The organism is Burkholderia sp. AW49-1 (assembly GCF_053427845.1).
Genome location: NZ_JBSAXF010000005.1, coordinates 153792 through 170867, shown reverse-complemented (window position 1 = coordinate 170867; position 17076 = coordinate 153792). Strand labels below are relative to the sequence as shown.

Genomic DNA, 17076 nt, shown 5'->3' with positions numbered 1-17076 from the left:
CTTCGCTTGGGCGCACCTCGCGCCCAACGTCGTCAATATATCGAAACGCGAGCGATTTACAACTCCCAATCTCCAAAGAGATTTACCCCTGGACCAGAAATCGATTCCGATTCTTGGCATCCTTGATCCAAGCCGGCGCGCGACCACGGCCCGACCAGGTTGCGCCAGTCTTCGGATCGCGGTACTTCGCCTCCGCCGGCGCCTTAGTTTGCCTTGCTGACTTGTCACGACGCGCACCGAAGATGTCCTTCTCGGTAATACCGTACTCCGCGACCTTGGCACGGATGTCGTCAATAGCGGATTGAATCTCGGCCATGCGTGCTGCCTCTGCTTTCTCGGCCAAAGCCTCCACTTGGGCTTTCAGTTCCTTGTAGGTCGCCATGCTTTCCTCTTCCTGTTGTGTAGCGCACATGATAGACGTTTTGACTTAAACGAAGGAGAACATCGAGATCCTAAATGTGGGGTTAACCAGCAATTCGTTTCCGCCGGAACGCCGGTTGATTTTCTGCGACTGCATCATTCACCCATCCGCCAGCCCCTGACATCACTGCGCCCTCCAGGCGCCACGCGCCGTGGTCACCCCAAGAGTCAAAGTTCCTTGACCTCGATCAGCTTTCCTCAGGCCGCTGCCCCTACATTTGGATCGTGGTCGGCGAGGTCCGCATCAAGACCATGCAGTAAGGGTCGTAAACACAGACAGAGTCTGACGCGCCCCATACTAGACTGATGTATTCGCTGCATCTTTCAAGTTGACGAAACGGCATTTCCTTATATCCTAAAAAACATCCCAAGAAACACGCCGACGGCAGCATCCCTGCTTCGTTGCAATCAAGCTCAGATGCGGGACCCTCGAGAAGAACGACGCAGAGGACGCTATGGTCAATCGGATCAAAAGGTATTTCGTTGCCTTGTTTCTGCTGGCTGTGGCGACACTGTCGGTTTCCCCCGATGCCATGGCAGTGCCGGCGTTCGCGCGACAAACCGGGCTTGCCTGCGTGGCGTGTCATGTCAGCTTCCCTGAGTTGACGCCCTTTGGCCGCTTCTTCAAGTTGACCGCCTACACGCTTTCCAACAAATGGACGATCCCGCTTGCCGGGATGGTCCAAGTGTCGCAGACCAACACACGCAGCATCAACAACGCCAATTACGACTTCGTTCGTAATCAGGACGTCGTGCTGCAGCAAGCGAGCCTCTTCTATGGCGGACGCATTGCCGGTCCGGTCGGTGCGTTTGCACAATGGACGTATGACGGGATCGCGCACCATAGCGGAATCGACAATACGGATATCCGTGCCGCGGGACATTTCACACGGGACGATATCGATTTCATTTACGGGATCTCAGTCAACAATAACCCGACCGTTTCCGATGTCTGGAATACCACGCCGGCATTTGGCTTTCCGTATGCATCGAGCAGCATCTCCCTGACTCCGACCGCGGGCACGCTTATCGATGGCGGTCTCGCACAACAGGTTGCCGGAATTTCCGCCTACGCCTTCTGGAACCGCACCATCTATGCTGAGTTCGGCTTTTATCGTACAGCCGACCAGATATTTTCGGTGTTTCGGACCGGTCAGGACACCGCAACGCCCGGCGGCGTCAAGCGTCTGAAGGGTGCCAACCCATACTGGCGGCTTGCATACAATCGCGAGTTCGGGCCGCATTCTCTTGAAGTGGGCACCTTCGGCATGGTCGCTGACGTCTATCCGGACAACACCATCCCGACGACCCCAACCGATCGCTTCACCGATTTCGGCGTAGACGCGCAGTACCAATACCTCACGCTGTCACATGCATTCACGACCCAGATCGCGTTCATTCACGAAAAGCAAGACTGGAGCGCGAGTTTCCCGAGCGGTGGGATCGGTGCAGGACCTACACCCACCAATCCAACGGACCACCTGAATACCCTCAAGTTGAAAGCATCGTATTACTACCAGCGCAAGTACGGCGCTTCGCTCGGGTACTTCTCGACGACAGGAAATGCCGATGCGGGTCTGTATGGCGCCGTTCCAGTGACAGGCAGCGCAAACGGCCTGCCCGACACGCGGGGCATCATTCTCGAACTGGACTACCTGCCGCTGCCGCAAGTGAAACTGTCCGTGCAGTACACCTGGTTCCTCAAATTCAATGGAGCACGCTTCAACTATGACGGAAGTGGACGGAACGCCAGCGATAACAACACGTTGTATCTGGTCGCTTGGCTTGTCTTCTGACCCGCGAGGTAACTCATGCGCACTATTTCCTGCAGGTCCAGAGCAACCCTGATGATGTTGCTTCGCCTGCCGAGGTTGCCAGTCTCGGTCCTTGGTGTCCTAGCGATCCTTGTCGGACTATCAACCGCGCACGCCGAAGATGGCGCACGCCTCGCTGCCCAGCTTTGCGCGGCTTGCCACGGCGTACATGGACATAGCGAATCACCGATCTTTCCCCGGCTGAGCGCTCAAACGTCGGAGTATCTGACTGCGCAGCTCAAAGGGTTCCGAGAACACACGCGCGGCGAAACAGATGCCCGGTCGTACATGTGGGCAATCGCGTCTCAACTCGACGACGCGACGATCGCATCGCTGGCCGATTATTATTCGCATCAGGAGCCGGTGCGCGGCGCACCGGGCGATGCGGCATTGATGTCGAAGGGACAAGAAATCTTCGAGCACGGCGTACCTGATCGCGGAACCCCGGCATGCTCGTCGTGCCACGGAGCGGAGGGCCAGGGAATTGGCCAGTTCCCGCGCCTTGCTGGCCAACACAAGGAGTATCTGCTTCGCCAGATCGAAGTATTCAGGAATGGGACACGTGCAAACGCGCCTGTCATGACTGCTGTCGCGCACACTCTGGACTCAGATGAAGCGAAAGCCGTAGCCGAATGGCTCGAGTCCCGCTAATCGTCGATGCTCGTCGTTGTCGGCCAACAATGCACGGACCGCCCATCTCAGCCGGAACGAGATGCTCGCGATTTCGGTCGGCCGCTGGCTAGCCCCGCAGCATTTGCTGCTACAGCGCGTACTGCAATGCCAGGTCGAAACCGATTACGACTAGCGAGCAGCCGAGGCCGGCCAGAAGATTTGCGACCCGATGTTCGAAATCGTGATTGTGACTGATCCAAGCCCCGATCAAGAAGACGCCCTCAAAGATGACCTGAAGCGCAACGAACTCAAGCATCAACAGGAACTCGTAGCCCATGAACCGGAAGCTCGAGAAGTTGATTCCGTATTCGGCGACCCACCTACCCACCCTGAGAACTTCATAGGCCAACAACAGGATCGGAAAGACGTAACTGGCGACATAGGTAGGCACACTTGCGTGCCGCAGTTCCAGGTGAAAGTGGTGAGCGGTTTGCATATTCCCTCCTGTGTCGACTCCTGGCACTCAAATACCTTGTTGAACTCCACGGTCTCAGATCCTGCTGATCTGCAAGTGCCTCAGGTGGCCGGCTGTCCCTCGATCGATGCAACCGAGCAGCCAGCTTCCTGATCTGGGATCGCGTTGACGATCATCGTGAACAATTTTCCCAAATCATCTTCGAGTTTTTCCCCATTGAACGGATCGCGATTTGCTCCAAAGGCGGCGTCGATCTCTGCCCAGTCCTCAAATGTCAATAAACGCGTGGCGGCCGGCAAAATCAACGTCTCTTCCAAGCACCGGTGGTCCGCATAGAACTCCGCATAGTCATCCATTAGCGCGCCCAGCGTACGAAGTGCAGAGGCGCCCCGCTTCAACTCATACCGAGTCAGCGTGTGTTCCAGGTTTCTCAACTTCACGTCGCCTCGATCGTGCTGAGATTCGAGTTCATCCAGAACGCTATCAAACTCATTGGTTCGATCCCTCAATGGCCTGAACAGGTAGCGATCCTCTTTAGGATGGTGTACCTGCTGAGGGTATTCTCGAATGTAGTAAAGCATCGCCCGAAACACCATGAGGTCCGGAACGGGGGCACCAGCGGCCAGCAAATGAACGAAGCGCCGCATGCCCTCGACCACGGTGGACAATTGGTCGTGCTCATGAAGGATGACTGTTATGGCACTACTTGGCCCGAGCGACGGCATCTCAATCTCCGCACCGGAACATGAAACTCGTTTGCGAATCGGCTGACTACCTCACCCCGACAGGAAGTGGGAAGGCCCGTTTCGATACTTCAATGGTGGTCGTCCACTGCCCGAACTCAAAGTGCACCAACACCACGGCGTTGACGGAGATCAACGATCCGAGCGAGCATCGTTCGTGGCCCATAAGGTTGGCGTCGGTCGTCCAACCAAATCGGCTTTGAGACAGAACGCTGACACGATGCCGCGTTATTGGCGCGCGATAGCGGCGTCGACTTTGCCCGTTCCCGACTCTTGAAATGGGGTGCGGTATGAACGGGCAACTGGAGGCATGTGGACCGACGATGCAGTTGCATGCGCCCGGACAAGCAGTGTAGGAAGCCACTGACATGCCGTGCAGCAACGATTACAAGAAGTTCGGCGCGTGCTGATACGAATCCTTGAAACCGCGCTTAATACTGTGACCAGATAAACAGAGAGCTTGTGGCGATGAGGCCAGCTCACGTCGGCCAACCCGTGCAGACGGGGAAGCCAACCAACACCTCAAATCGAACGGTGGGCACAAGTGAATCTGGCAGACTTAAGAATCGGTGTACGTCTGAGCGTGGGGTTTGCGTTCGTCATGTCGCTGATGACCACAATGATTGTCGCGGGATTGGTCTGCTTGAGCAGCATCGGTGAAATCACCGCCGGCATCCTTCGAACGGAATGGATCAAGGCCGATGCCATTCAAATCATCAACGCACGAACCCGGTCCAATACAGCCCTTACAATGCGGCTCTTCATCACGACCGACAAAAATCAAATTTCCGGCATTTATCGGGAGATCGACGACAACAAGGTGGTCATCGATGAGGCGCTCGCGAAGCTCGACCGACTCGCTGTCACGCCGGAGGAAAAATCGCGACTCGGGAACATCAAGGAATCCCGTACTGCGTATGTCGCATCCTTTTCCAAGGTGGGCAAGTTGCTTGCGGCAGGTAGGAAGGACGAAGCCATCGCGGTATTGAACGACGAAACGCGCCCGGCATTAGTTCAACTCCAGGAACACGTCACCGGCATGGTGAAATTGCAGCGGCGCCTGGTAGGAGAACGAGGCGAAGACGCAAAACAAAACATCGACTCAGCGCGCAAACTGTTGATCGGTCTTGGGCTGGCGTCTGTTCTGGTGGGTATCGGCTGCGCCTATGCCATTACGCGTTCGATCACGCGCCCATTGCGTGAAGCCGTGCAGGTCGCACAAACGGTAGCCTCCGGTGACCTGACTAGCCGCATCGACGTGCGATCAAACGACGAAACTGGTCGCCTACTGCATGCGCTCGGTCGCATGAATGAGAACCTCAAGAAGATTGTCTGCGATGTGCGCACAGGCACCGACACGATCGCCACCGCCTCGAGCCAGATCGCGAGCGGCAACTTGGATTTGTCGTCCCGCACCGAGGAACAAGCAAGCTCACTCGAACAGACAGTGGCGGCGATGCAAGAACTGACGAATACGGTCAAGCAGAATACGGACCACGCGTTGATGGGCAATCAGTTGGCCGCATCCGCGTCCGAGGTCGCAATCGAGGGCGGCGCAGTTATCTCGCAAGTCATCGACAGGATGAGCGCGATCAGGGCATCTGCTGACAAGATCGTCGAAATCATCAGTGTCATCGAGAACTTTGCGTTCCAAACCAATATCCTCGCGCTCAACGCAGCGGTGGAAGCCGCACGTGCGGGACAACAAGGCAAAGGCTTCGGGGTGGTCGCGACCGAGGTGCGAACCCTTGCACAGCGGTCCGCTTCGGCCGCGAAGGATATCAGGACAGTGATCCACGATTCGTTCCAGCAGGTCCAATCTGGAAGTGAACTCGTCACGCTGGCCGGTTCCACGATGAGCGATGTTGTCGCGAGCGTCCGGCGCGTCTCCAGCATCATGAGCGAGATTACTGCCGCGAGCCAAGCGCAAAGTACTGGAATCGTACAAATCACTCAAGCGATGACCCAGATGGATCAAGTGACGCAGCAAAATGCAGCGCTCGTGGAAGAAGCGGCTGCGGCAGCCGACTCATTGCAGAATCAGGCCGGTCGTCTTGCACGCCTCGTCGGTACATTCAAGCTCGATGCCATGCATACGGTCAACCCGGCTTGACGGCTTCGTCGCCGAATTGTCAGGTGCATCAGATTGCGGACTTTTCGAGATATTGAAAGCGACGCTGTGTTTCGTACTGGGCAGCATTCCGTGATCACTTACTGCAAAGGCGTCAATCGGAAATTCCGGGTGACCTCCGAGTAAAAGGCATATGGCGCATCAATTTCGTCGGAATCCCTAATTTTCAAAAACCTCCGGCGGCGGCGCCAGCTCGTTTGACGTATATCAAGCGCCGCAGGGTCCCGAGGCGCACGATAAAGACGACGAGTCCAGCGATATCGCGCTCAGACAAGGAGACCAACTATGGAAATCTCGCTACGCGACCTTCTTACGGTGCTACATGGCATGGGATTCGGGGCTTTGTTCATGCTGGCGTTCTCTGGCGCGCTCGCGGAGCTCTACCGGATGTCTGCTCCCGGCGCACCCGCCGTCCCATCTAGGGCCGAGCACAAGCTGCTGATGCTCTATCTTTCGGCAATGGTGGTCCTCGCGTGGGCGGCCGTATTTTCGGGTGCCTACATCGTCTACCCGTGGTACAGGGCAGCCGCTCCGGCAGGAGTAAGTGATCTGACGAACTACCCGCGACAACTTCTTCTTGCCAGCCCGAACACATCAGGGTGGCACAGCCTCGGCATGGAATGGAAAGAGCACGTCGCATGGCTCGCGCCGATCGCCATGACGATGGTCGCATACGTATTTGGCAAGTACGGTCCATCGCTCGTAAAACTGCCGCAGGTTCGAAACGCAGTCCTGGCATTTGCCATCGTCGCATTTGTCGCCACTGGCGTTGCGGGTGCATTCGGTGCCTTCCTCAATAAATACGCCCCCGTTCGCGGCGGCCCGGCCATTCACCTCATGACAGGAGAGTGACATGAACCCGACTGAAACCCGTGACTCTGCACAACGCGCGACCGACAATCGAAATCGCCAAAAGGATATGTCGCCCGAACGTTCGCGTCCGAGCGCGATTGCAAACGAGTCCATCGTCAACGGCCCCGCCGCGGCAGCGATCCTTGCAGCCGGCATCGGCTGTTTCGCTATCGGGTTGTTTGCGCTGGCCGGCGATGCTTCAAAAGCGATTGCACATTTCTTTACGTTCTACACGCCCAGCGGGCCGCTTTCCGGCGTGACGACAAGCGCGATCGTCGTGTGGCTGCTTTCGTGGTTTGTGCTATCCCGCCAGTGGGGCGCGAAGTCGGTTGCGCTCTGGCGCGTCAATCTCGTCGCGTTCATTCTGCTCGCGCTGAGCGTGATGCTCACCTTCCCGCCATTCATGGACTTGCTGCAAGGAAAGTAGTGCTGGCGGCAGCTCTATGTTGAAAGGGCGCCACCCGCGTGGCGCCCTTTTGGCTCTCGCCACTGTAGTAGATCCCGGGCCTCCGCTTCATCTGAAACACCCCCCAACCGCTCTCGCGGCTTCTACCGTAGTCGCGTCGACCGGTTGAATCCACATCCGGTAGCAGCCGGCCATGACCAGGGCAAGCGGTCGAAAGGCGAACTTCGCGCTTGCACACCCGAACTGCGAATGTATGGTGTGTCACAGCAATTACCGATCTCTCCCCTCATGCGCGCCGCCGATATCGACGCTACGCATGTGTCGAAGTACCTGCGCATCGAGCGCGCTACTGCGCCGGCGCATGCGAACCGCGAAGTGGCCCTGCTCTCCCACCTGATCGGCCTTGCGATCGACCGCGGCGAAGCGAAGCACAACCCCTGCCGAGAGGTTCGATGGAACGAGGAACAGCCGCGCACCGATGCGCCGGAGCCGGAAGACTTCAAGGCGTTCGCCACCTGGGTCGCGTCACTCGGCGGCCAAAGGCCGTGATCGGGATGGCTGCCGAATATGCTGCGCTCGCCGGCAATCGGCAGGTGGAGTTTATCGATCTGGCATGGCCGCAGATCGATGAGGCGGCCGGCACGATTCGCATCAAGCGCGCGAATCAGCGTGGGAAGAAGCGCGGCGACGTGATCGAGCAGATCGAGATCACGCCGGCGCTGACGGAGTTGATCGGCCGCCTGCGCGCCGTGCGGAAGGATGACTGCCTGTACGTGTTCTCGAACCGCTTCGCGACGCACTACACGCCGGCGGATTCAAGGCGATGTGGTCGAAGCTGATGACCGAAGCGCTGAAGGAACAGGTAATGGCGAAGCGGTTCACGTTCCACGACCTGCGAGCCTATTACGTCACTCGCTACAAGGCCGAACGGTGCATTGCCGGATCTGCATGCGAATCCGGCGGCGACTGCACGCGTCTACGACTGGACGAAAATCGTAAAGCGCAGAGGCATGTAATGCCCAATTTGGGAATTACAAAACAAAAACGGCACTGTCTTTTTGAACAGTGCCGTTTCTAACTACTTGATACCGCTAGGAATTCTTTGGGGTGGCTGATGGGACTCGAACCCACGACGACAGGAATCACAATCCTTATACATTAACACATAAAATCAACAAGTTACCGCAGAATATTGGAACTTAACGTGCTTGCGCCCCGTTGCATGGCGTACCACAATCGGACCATCTTCCAGAAAAATTCAAGCCGCGCTCAATCGCCGGTCTGCTGGCGGAGCTGACTCGGTAGCCGAATAGTGACTACCTGGCCTGGCGACCAGGTCGGACGATCGTAGCCTTCTTAACCGCCAAATTTGAAGATTGTTTGAGAATTGGATGGCCCCGCGCCGTCATCAGGAACGAGAAAGTTACCCGATTGCCCGCGCTCAACTCTGAAATATGCTGACTGAACCTGTTCTCTACCGAAGCTCGGCCAAGTGTAATAAGCACTAACCTTAAGACGACCGCTCACGGGCATCCGACTTTGAGTGAAACATCCTCGCGACGCGACGCCACCGCTTCGCAAAATCGCAATTGGCACGAGAACTTTCGTATCGGTCCGAAGATCGTCAACAGCGACTGCATCCCCGACAATCTCACACACGAAGTGGACATTATATATAGGGTAATTCCCCTTATTAACCAATACAAACTGCGTCTGAAATTCTTGAGCGGGATCTAGATTTACTCCTGGCTGGATTTCCACGTTCGGCCAAAAGTACAGAAACAGCGATATTACCGTTGAGCACGGTCCGGCCACTCCCCACAAAATATTCCAAATATTCCAAGCCCCCCGAACGCGACTCCATTTTGATTTCGCCTCCGTCAACTTCGCTGTTTCCGACGGTGTGTATTGCGATGACTCTACCTTGACGCGACGTCGGCTTCTTGATTTTCCACGCACCCTGCTCATACCCCTCCCCCGAAAGCATTATCGTAGCGACGCCTAGTCTATTCGGGCCCGCCTCCCTCGGTGGGTTCACACGAATTTAGTGTGTTAATTATCAGTCTGGCTCCGCAGCCATATTATCAGCCGGATAGAGCTGCAGCATCGCGCGCGCGGCCTCGACGTTCGGCGTCGTCAGCCATTCCTCCCAGTCTTCCGGCCGCAGAATCACGACCGATCGCTTCTCGTCGCCTGGCCGGTGCATATGCTTCATGATCGGGTGCTCGTCGCCGTTGACCGTGATCATCGCCATGGTGTGGTGCTCGGTGCCATCCGGACGCTGCAGCGTCCGCCAGATACCCGCGACGCACAGCGGCCGCCAGCCGGCCAAGCCGATCCGGTATCGGATGTGCTTTCCCGTCTCCCAGTTCGGCTCGTAGATCCACTTCGCGGGAATCAGGCAGCGGCGGCCGGCGCGCCACGACGGCGCATACAACGGCGACTTCCCGAGATTGTCGTCGCGCACGTTCATCGTGCTGCGCATGATCGGCGGCTTCTTGCCCTGCTCCTTCGCCTTCTCAACGTTGGCTTTCTGCAGCGCGCGCGGCCAGAAACCAAAGCCGGCGATCAGCGGCTTGAACTGCCCGTCGACGTAGCCGACGATCGGCGCGTCATAGTCCTGGTAGATCTCGGGCTTCCACGGATGCCACCGATAGAGATCGACGAAGCTGTCGATCCGCAACTCGCTCAAGCCCGGGTCTTCGCCGGGCGCCACGTAGTTCGTGCACATCGCCGTCCCCAATTTTCGATCTTGACGACCCCATCTTACCTCGCGCTACACTGTATGCCCATACAGTATTATTGCGGCCGACCATGCTTCGCCAGCCCCTTCCGTCCTTCCAGTCGCCAAGCAATCGAGAATTGCGTGAAATGTGGTGCCGCTACCCGGACGGCCACGAAGTGCGGCGCCTCATCCTCGAAATCGCCCGATGCCGACGTCAGTTCAGAGATGCAGAGGGCCTTCGAAAAACCGTTCAGTCGGTCTGGAACGAGGACGTGGGAGGACACCTTGTGGCCCTTCACCAACTACGCCTGATTCTCCAGGACGAAGCTCGGCTCGCCGAGGGCTAGCTTCGTCGCTGCATAGCCGTCGTCATACAGGCGCTGCCGCGTCGCGACGGACATATGGCGGTCGAACGAACTGGCATAGCCGGTCGGCACGCGCACGAACGTTGCACCGGTGAGTCGGTCGAGCATAAAACGCGCGTTCTCGTTTGAGGCGAGCATGACGTCGATCATCCGCGGAGCAAGCGCCGTGAATCCATGCCTGCCAGGTAGCAGCGGAGAGTCGTCGGACTCGAGAAAGACCCCGACTCGCGGCACGTCGTCGACCGTCAGGTCGCTCACCGGCATGTTGTCGCACATGCCTCCGTCCACGAATAAGCCGTCCGCCACCGCAACCGGAGCGAACACAATCGGGATTGATGCGCTCGCGCGCGCTGCCATCGCGATAGGAACGTCGGGCGTCGACGTGCGGGAGAACTGGAATTCACGCTCGCTGAGAAGATCTGTTGCGATTACCTTCAGGTCGATTTCCAGCTCCGCGAACGTCTTGCCGCTGGTCACTCTGGTCAGATACTCGCGCAGGGCTTCTCCGCTGCACAGAGCCTGCTGACGAATCAGGGTCCACGGCGAAAAGCTCATCATCCGCGACCAGTCCACCTCCATGAGCATTTGCCGCATCACGTCGAGCGGCAGGCCGCTCGCATACAGACTGGCGATAATGGAGCCGCCAGACGTCCCTGCGAGCTCCACGATCGTATAACCGGCCTCCTCGATCGCCTGCAGCGCGCCGAGGTGCGCGCCGAGGCGAAAGCCGCTGCCGCTGAGCGCGACGCGGATGGGTTTCACAGCGAGCTCCCCGCGAGCGGCGTCGATGCGGCCGCCGGCGGCGCTGCGACCGCCTGGTTCATCGAAATCGCCACATTGAACGCGAGGATTGCCGTGTCGATCGCAGCGTCGGCCGCCGCCTTGTTCGGGAGCGACGACGCGTCGACCAGCGCCTTGATCGCGGGCAACGTGGCGTTGACGATCGTCTGCAGGTCCGGCGTAGTGACGGTCGCGCCGACCGCGCACGCCTTGGCGATGGCCGGCTGAACGGTGTCGTTCAGCGTGACGGCCGCGCCGCCGGTGAACACACCGTCAGCCTTCAGGATGGCAATTTCGCCGTTCGCCGCGCCGCACGCGATCGCGAGCTGTTGCGGGAAGGTGAGCGCTGGCGCCGAACTGCAGCCGGCGAGGATGGAAACGGACGCGACAATGCCTGCCGCGAGCAGCATCGAAAAACGCTTCATGGGATTTCCTTACTTGAGGGTCTTGAGCGCCGTCACTGCGGCGGCCGTGGCCGCGCCGACGACATCGGATGCCGCGGACGCGGCGGTTGCTTGCCCTGCGAATGCTTCGACGCCGGTTTCGCGGAGCGAGATGGAATAGCTGTTGTCGGATTGGTGCACAAACGTCGCCTCGACGGTCGCCATCTGCTTACCGTTCCAGACGCGCAGCACGCAGCAGCCGGCCGGCGCGCCGGCAGCGTCGACGAGCGGCGATACCTCGTATCGGGCTATGCCCGCATATCGAAGCGAGTCGCAGCCAGCGAGCGCCAGACACGTGGATAGCGCGATCGCCGCGCGGATCACTGGATCGTCGGCGCCGGGGCCGCCTGCGGCATCGGCGACGCCGATACCGGCACCGCTGCTGCGTCCGCTGAAACGGAGCCAGTCACCGGCTGCGATGCAAACTTCTCCGGTTCGGTCGCGCCGAGTACTGCCGTCCCGGTCAGTCCGGTCACAATCGGCCCGACTGAGCCGGCCGTGGCGTGATAGACGCCGAGGCCGGCCAGCGTATAGCCGATCGCGTCCACCAACGACTGGGGTGGTACGTAATGCAGCAGGACCAGCGCGAGCCAGGCGCCGAACAGCAGGACGGCTGCGATGAACTTCATCCACGGGTTCATGTGGGTTTTCTCCTGAAAATGCCGCGGGCGCGGCGGGTTAAATTGCGATGCCGAGCGCGGCCCTGCAGGAATCCCAGAGCGCCAGGCGGTCGGCCATGCCGTTCGGCGTGCCCCTCGATCGTGGGTTGCCGATGTTGATGGCACGGCTGATCGAGAGGAAGTCGCCGGCATCGGCGAAAGCACTCAACGCGTTGTCGGCCCAGAATTGCGCCGAAACTTCGGCTGCGATGCTGGGCTGCGAAATCTGGTCCGGGTTGGCCTCAAGGTCGACGCAGATCTTCTGGCCCATCACGCGGAAGTTGTAGCGACCGGTGATGCCAATCAGGCCGCCAGCGCGAAACTTGAATCCATCACCGGGCTGCGTATTGCCCAGGGCCGTCGCTTTTGTGGATGGCGGCTCATAGGTGAGCTGTGTCGGCGTCGGCCCCCAGATCTCTCTCAGCCACTGGAAGCGGCCCGATTCATGCCCGCACTGGGCGAGAAAGGCAGCCTGCCGCGCGGGCGAGTCGATCGCATATAGCGCCATCACCGCCGACAGCGGATCGGCCCAAAGCGCCGCGCGAGAGAGCGGTATCTGTAGCGCGCTCGCGAGAATGTCAGGTGTCATCGTGTTGCCTCACGTATCAAGCAGGGCTTTCTTTCCCTTGTTCCTGATCAGGTAGAACGCCTGCAGCCCGATGTATGCGATCGTCGCAACAGCAACCCACCAGTTGATGTCGTGGCTCGTCAGCCACAACCAAAAATTTCCACCGACCGCCGGCGCAGCCTTTGCCGCACTCGTCGCGAGATCGTTCTTCATTCATCCCCCGGAAATGAAAAACCGCCCGTAGGCGGCTCGGCTTATAGGCGAAAAAAAACCGCCTGACGGCGGTTTCTCGCTGATTCAATACTTCTAGAACCTGAACAGTACTCCGTGATAGGAGCCTGGCGAATTCTTATACACATCCTTCGAAATGAAGTACTCGGCACTTCGCGCACCCAGACTCATTCCCATTTGCTTCATGCCCTCAACGCTGAAGTTGGTGATATGCACGTCATTATGCGCGAACACATCAGCGGGGTGCTTTTCGTCAAGCCGATCGGCGTTCCAGAGGAATTTCCACTGGTTCCGTTCAACAAACGGAACGCTGATGTAGATTGCACCGTCTCGATTGAGGTGCCTCCGCATCAGCGAAAAAAGCTCGCGCGGCATTTCAAGGTGCTCGAACACCTGAACCGCTGCAATTAGGTCATATCGCTGATCGTGACTCTCATCAAACATTCCAAGGCGACTATCTACCTTGAGGTGCTCGACGGCGAACTGGTGGCAATGCGGATTCACTTCGAAGCCCGTAGCCGTCAATCCGTAGTCGGCGCAGGCCTTGAGGAAAAATCCCGCTCCGTGGCCGATCTCCAGAACCGTCTGCACCCCCGGCACGAGAGTCGTGAGCTCTAGCACCAGCTGGCTCTGCAGCGCGTAGTGATTTTCCCTATCGGCAAACAGGAATTCGAAGTCTTTGAACTGCTGCCCCGAGTCCTCCACATATCCCGTCCTGTGGAAGAAGCTTCGGCAATCCATGCAGAACCATTGAGGGTAAGCTTTTCTGGTGCGGCGCCCGATGACGTCCTGGACGTGCAGCGTATATGCTGAATCACAAACCGGACAGGGAAAATCGGCTTTCAAGAAGCGCCTCCAAAATAGCTTTTCGGAAGCGCGATATTACCATTTGCTCAACGAGTGGACGCTGAATGCTCAATTCAGCTCATAGACCGCGACGATTCCGCCGCCGCCCGCGCCGCCGGTATTGCCCGAAGCTTGGCTTGCAGCGTTTGCGCACCCACTGCCGCCCGCGCCATACCCGGTTGCAGCCGTCCCCGTGACGGTGGTGGTGGTGACACGCGCCGTCGCGCCGGCTCCGAGGATGCTATACGTCCCCGGAAGTGACGACACAATAGCCGTCGATGCGACTGCCGTGGGCGAGCTTCCCCCTCCTGTGACATTCAGGATACTCCCGCCGGACGCGCTTCCACCCGCAGAACCTGCGACCGAGTACGGGACGCTGCTCGCGGCACCAGCTGCGCCGCCCGACCCGCCATTCGCAGTGACAAGCGAGCCAAACGAAGAGCCTCCCCCGTTACCGCCATTGCTCGATACCGCGCCTGCGGTACCAGCGGACCCTACCGTGACGGTGACGCCACTGTACCCGCTGGTGATGTAGCTTTCGGAATACCCGCCAGCGGCGCCAGGGCCGCCGACGGATGCCTGCGACGAGCTTGTCGGAGAACAGCCGCCTCCACCCCCACCAGCGCCCTGCACACGCACCAAGACCCTCGTCGTGCCAGTGGTCTGCGTGTAGGAGTAGCTACCCGGCGTGCTGAAAACCTGCACATTCAGCAGGCGTCCGGTTGCTGCCGTGATCGAGCTGTTGACGAACGCCGTCGTCGCGAGCTGCGTCGTGTTCGTGCCGGTGATCGCGGTCGGCGCCGTCGGCGTGCCGGTGAGCGACGGCGAGGCGAGCAGAGCATAGGATGCGGCCGCGGTACCACCGAGGCTCGCCGCATTGATGCTCGAGTTGCACGCAAATCCGCTGCCGCTCGCCCATTGCAGCGCGTTTGCCGAACTGCTGCAGCTCGGCATCGTGAATGCGGTCACGTTACCAGTCGAACTCGTCGCATTTGCGAGCACGGAGTTCGCGGCCTGCTGCGCGATCTGGCCGAGCGCAACACCATTCGTCGCAACCGATACGGTGACGTTGCCGGTGGCGCCGCTGACAGCGACCCCGGAGCCGGCCACAACCGAATCGACGATCGAGGACCAGGCCGGCGACGACGACGCCCCCGTCGATACGATCGCCTGACCGCTCGTTGACCCGAGCGGATTCAGCAACTGGACGGGAACGTACGTCGCGGCGGTAGAGGCAACGGAAATTGCCCCGGCAATAAGTGCGATGAGGAATCGTTTCATTTGCGATGTCACGAGATGAGGTTGTTGCTGACGAGCTTGCTACTTCCCGTTCCGCCGTCGAGCAGCGCACCGGTTGTGTTGCCGAGCAGGTTGTTGTCGGTGATCATGTAGGCGTTGCTCGCGCCGCCGATGACACGAGCTCCGTATCCGCCATTTGCACCCCGCCCGGAGCATGGGCCACCACGCGCGCCGATCAGCTGAAACTTCGTCGTGCCGTTGGTGAACCGGTAGCCGTCCAACGCGTTTCCGGCGGCCCACCCGCCATTCACGACGACGTTCATCACGTTCGGGCCCGAGACATCGAGCCCGCATGCCCCGTTGCTCGGAAACTCGCAGTTCGAAAGACCGACACCGTCCACGGTACCGCCTCCCGCGTCGGTGATCAGCAGGCCATCCTGATTGCCCAACCCGAACCAGCAATTGGAGAACTTTGCTCCCCAGACCCCGCCGCCCACCGGAGCTATCTGACCGGATGCCTGTCCGTATGCACTGTCGAAATCACTGTCCGAGAAAACTGCAGAAAAAATGTTCTGCCCGGCACTAGGATCCAGTAGGAGTGCTGCGCCGTGTTTGGTGAAGTTCACCCGCGTGGAAAATAGAGTGTCGCCATTTAGGACGCGCAATCCTCCAAACGGCTGAATCCCCGAAGCCGGGCCTGCGCCGATAACGTCCGCGATGAGCATGTTCCCAAAGTTCGCTGCGATGATTGCGCATCCACCCAGTGTCAATGACGGGTTAAACATGTTCCCGTCAGCTACTTTGGCCCCGACGACTTCCACCGAGGAAGTGCCGGCGATGATGCCGGTGTAATAGTTCGTCATCTGGAAGTCGCTGATCTCAGCGAGGTTGCCCATCAGAAGAACGAGCGCGCCACCGGTCATCGGCGTCGCCGAGCTGACCGTCATTTCACTGAGCTTCGACGAGTTTCCAACCTGAAAAACGCCACCGTTCAGAGTGCCAGTACCAGCGACATTGAGAGTCACCAGCCCCGAGCGATAGCGCCCCCGGCCGTAGATCCGGACACCATCCGGGACGACGAGATTTTTCAACGCGAAAAATCCGCCGGCGCCGAGATCGATTTCTCCGCCTCCGATCGCAGCAACAGCATTAACGAGCCGCTGCAGGTTGAATGTATTGTCGGTCCCGGACACTCCATTCCAGTCTGCGACGCACTCGTAATAGTCAGGCGTAAGTTGCGTGTTTTTGTTGATGTAGAAGATGCGGGATCCGTTCGCGAGCTGCTCATCCCCCACCGCGCCCGCGCCGATCGCGCCAACCGGCACCGTCAACGCTCCCTTGACAGTGATCTTCGAAACGTTCGGGATGCCTCCATTCGGAAAGCCGAGCACATTCCCAGTCAGCGTGCAGTCGAGCTGCGGCGCCCCTTCGGCGAAGACGTCAATGTTGTTGATCGAACCATAGCCATTCGCCAGGGTGATCGACGCGCCGCCAGGAAGAAACGTGCCGGGCGTCACGCCATCACCCGGAATGAACGTCTCAACGTTCTTGTTCTGGATGACCTTACCCTGCATGTAAGTCGCCAGCTGCGCAGCGGTCATCCTCTTCTCGAGGCCAGCCTGCGCCGAGAAGAAGATGTCCGAATCCGATGCGGCCGCCGCTGGGTCGAAATCTTTGAGCTGTTTGCCAACACCCGTCGTCATGGGAGGTCACATCCAAATCGATGGCGCTTGGCGCCGGAAACAAAAAAGCCGCCCGAGTGGGCGG

21 protein-coding genes are annotated in these 17076 nt (G+C 59.0%); 8 read left to right on the top strand and 13 right to left on the bottom strand.

Translation table 11 applies throughout. The features are described 5' to 3' along the window. Positions 1-82: 82 nt before the first annotated feature. Positions 83-382 carry an H-NS histone family protein gene (locus tag ACV22W_RS10920; RefSeq protein ID WP_448019101.1) on the bottom strand — a complete coding sequence of 100 codons (300 nt, stop codon included), beginning with the start codon at positions 380-382 and terminating at the stop codon, positions 83-85. A 493-nt stretch (positions 383-875) separates the two neighbouring features. On the opposite strand from ACV22W_RS10920, the gene ACV22W_RS10915 reads away from it, so the two are divergent. Both ACV22W_RS10915 and ACV22W_RS10910 read left to right on the top strand, forming a co-directional pair. Beyond that, positions 876-2216, top strand: coding sequence for a cytochrome C (locus ACV22W_RS10915; protein ID WP_448019100.1), 1341 nt, complete (start codon positions 876-878; stop codon positions 2214-2216). A 54-nt stretch (positions 2217-2270) separates the two neighbouring features. Further along, entirely contained in the window at positions 2271-2885 is a 615-nt protein-coding gene (locus ACV22W_RS10910; protein WP_448019301.1) for a c-type cytochrome, read from the top strand. 109 nt (positions 2886-2994) lie between these two features. Here the strand turns inward: ACV22W_RS10910 and ACV22W_RS10905 are convergent, their stop codons facing one another. Together ACV22W_RS10905 and ACV22W_RS10900 are read right to left on the bottom strand one after the other, a co-directional pair. Then, complete coding sequence (locus ACV22W_RS10905; protein WP_448019099.1) at positions 2995-3342, bottom strand: hypothetical protein; 348 nt, start codon at positions 3340-3342, stop codon at positions 2995-2997. 80 nt (positions 3343-3422) lie between these two features. Beyond that, positions 3423-4046, bottom strand: coding sequence for a hemerythrin domain-containing protein (locus ACV22W_RS10900; RefSeq protein ID WP_448019098.1), 624 nt, complete (start codon positions 4044-4046; stop codon positions 3423-3425). A 562-nt stretch (positions 4047-4608) separates the two neighbouring features. Here ACV22W_RS10900 and ACV22W_RS10895 point away from each other — a divergent pair. From ACV22W_RS10895 to ACV22W_RS10870, 6 genes are all read left to right on the top strand, one after another. After that, positions 4609-6177, top strand: a complete 1569-nt coding sequence (locus ACV22W_RS10895) for a methyl-accepting chemotaxis protein (protein WP_448019097.1) — start codon at positions 4609-4611, stop codon at positions 6175-6177. A 303-nt stretch (positions 6178-6480) separates the two neighbouring features. Next, positions 6481-7047, top strand: coding sequence for a hypothetical protein (locus tag ACV22W_RS10890; protein WP_448019096.1), 567 nt, complete (start codon positions 6481-6483; stop codon positions 7045-7047). Position 7048: 1 nt separating this feature from the next. Next, entirely contained in the window at positions 7049-7474 is a 426-nt protein-coding gene (locus tag ACV22W_RS10885) for a hypothetical protein (protein ID WP_448019095.1), read from the top strand. A gap of 267 nt (positions 7475-7741) precedes the next feature. Beyond that, positions 7742-8002, top strand: coding sequence for a hypothetical protein (locus ACV22W_RS10880; protein WP_448019094.1), 261 nt, complete (start codon positions 7742-7744; stop codon positions 8000-8002). Between the two features lie 5 nt (positions 8003-8007). Continuing rightward, positions 8008-8292, top strand: a complete 285-nt coding sequence (locus ACV22W_RS10875) for a hypothetical protein (RefSeq protein ID WP_448019093.1) — start codon at positions 8008-8010, stop codon at positions 8290-8292. Continuing rightward, complete coding sequence (locus ACV22W_RS10870) at positions 8277-8531, top strand: hypothetical protein (RefSeq protein WP_448019092.1); 255 nt, start codon at positions 8277-8279, stop codon at positions 8529-8531. Before ACV22W_RS10875 ends, ACV22W_RS10870 begins: the two co-directional genes overlap by 16 nt. A 981-nt stretch (positions 8532-9512) precedes the next feature. On the opposite strand, the gene ACV22W_RS10865 is transcribed toward ACV22W_RS10870, so the two are convergent. From ACV22W_RS10865 to ACV22W_RS10820, 10 genes are all read right to left on the bottom strand, one after another. Next, positions 9513-10184, bottom strand: a complete 672-nt coding sequence (locus tag ACV22W_RS10865) for an SOS response-associated peptidase family protein (RefSeq protein WP_448019090.1) — start codon at positions 10182-10184, stop codon at positions 9513-9515. Positions 10185-10480: 296 nt separating this feature from the next. Further along, positions 10481-11305, bottom strand: coding sequence for a patatin-like phospholipase family protein (locus ACV22W_RS10860; RefSeq protein WP_406806020.1), 825 nt, complete (start codon positions 11303-11305; stop codon positions 10481-10483). Continuing rightward, a complete protein-coding gene (locus tag ACV22W_RS10855; RefSeq protein WP_406806019.1) occupies positions 11302-11748 on the bottom strand; it encodes a hypothetical protein in 447 nt (148 codons plus the stop codon). Before ACV22W_RS10855 ends, ACV22W_RS10860 begins: the two co-directional genes overlap by 4 nt. Before the next feature lie 9 nt (positions 11749-11757). Continuing rightward, entirely contained in the window at positions 11758-12090 is a 333-nt protein-coding gene (locus ACV22W_RS10850; RefSeq protein ID WP_406806018.1) for a hypothetical protein, read from the bottom strand. After that, positions 12087-12407 carry a hypothetical protein gene (locus tag ACV22W_RS10845; protein WP_406806017.1) on the bottom strand — a complete coding sequence of 107 codons (321 nt, stop codon included), beginning with the start codon at positions 12405-12407 and terminating at the stop codon, positions 12087-12089. Before ACV22W_RS10845 ends, ACV22W_RS10850 begins: the two co-directional genes overlap by 4 nt. Positions 12408-12444: 37 nt before the next feature. Then, on the bottom strand, positions 12445-13014 hold the full coding sequence (locus tag ACV22W_RS10840; RefSeq protein ID WP_448019089.1) for a glycoside hydrolase family 19 protein: 570 nt from the start codon (positions 13012-13014) through the stop codon (positions 12445-12447). 9 nt (positions 13015-13023) lie between these two features. Continuing rightward, positions 13024-13206, bottom strand: a complete 183-nt coding sequence (locus ACV22W_RS10835) for a hypothetical protein (RefSeq protein ID WP_406806015.1) — start codon at positions 13204-13206, stop codon at positions 13024-13026. A gap of 93 nt (positions 13207-13299) precedes the next feature. Beyond that, a complete protein-coding gene (locus tag ACV22W_RS10830) occupies positions 13300-14070 on the bottom strand; it encodes a methyltransferase domain-containing protein (RefSeq protein WP_406806014.1) in 771 nt (256 codons plus the stop codon). A gap of 69 nt (positions 14071-14139) precedes the next feature. Continuing rightward, a complete protein-coding gene (locus ACV22W_RS10825) occupies positions 14140-15351 on the bottom strand; it encodes a hypothetical protein (RefSeq protein ID WP_406806013.1) in 1212 nt (403 codons plus the stop codon). A gap of 8 nt (positions 15352-15359) precedes the next feature. Continuing rightward, a complete protein-coding gene (locus ACV22W_RS10820; RefSeq protein ID WP_448019088.1) occupies positions 15360-17012 on the bottom strand; it encodes a hypothetical protein in 1653 nt (550 codons plus the stop codon). Between the last annotated feature and the right edge of the window lie 64 nt (positions 17013-17076).